The 291-nt window shown below is 69.1% G+C and carries 1 pseudogene; it reads left to right on the top strand.

From position 1 onward, the window contains the following. Window positions 1–218 (top strand): annotated as a pseudogene (locus ELR45_RS37720) (hypothetical protein); the annotation flags it as partial. Between the last annotated feature and the right edge of the window lie 73 nt (window positions 219–291).

Raw genomic sequence — 291 nt, 5'->3', positions numbered from 1 at the left:
AAGGCGACGTCATCGTCAACGACCCAGCCGCGCGGTCCAACGCGTCTGTGCGTCGGGTGTACGACCGGGAGCAGTTCGAGGAGGTCTGGCTGCGGACGCAGCGGCCTCTGCCCGGGGGCGGGACCGGCTCCGGGCACGGCGGCATCGCACAGATCATCAGACCGTACGACGTGGCTCTGCCAGGCACCGAGGAAGGCGACTCCGTCGCTGCGTGGTAAGCGTGTGATCTGGTCTTTTACGCTTCAGCGGAAGGTGGTCGGGCCGCGCTCGTCGGCACGCGGCGACGGGCGT

It is taken from the genome of Phytoactinopolyspora endophytica (assembly GCF_004138495.1).
Taxonomy (GTDB): domain Bacteria; phylum Actinomycetota; class Actinomycetes; order Jiangellales; family Jiangellaceae; genus Phytoactinopolyspora; species Phytoactinopolyspora endophytica.
The sequence above is the reverse complement of the archived record's forward strand: the minus strand, read 5'-3'. Positions and strand labels throughout refer to the sequence as shown.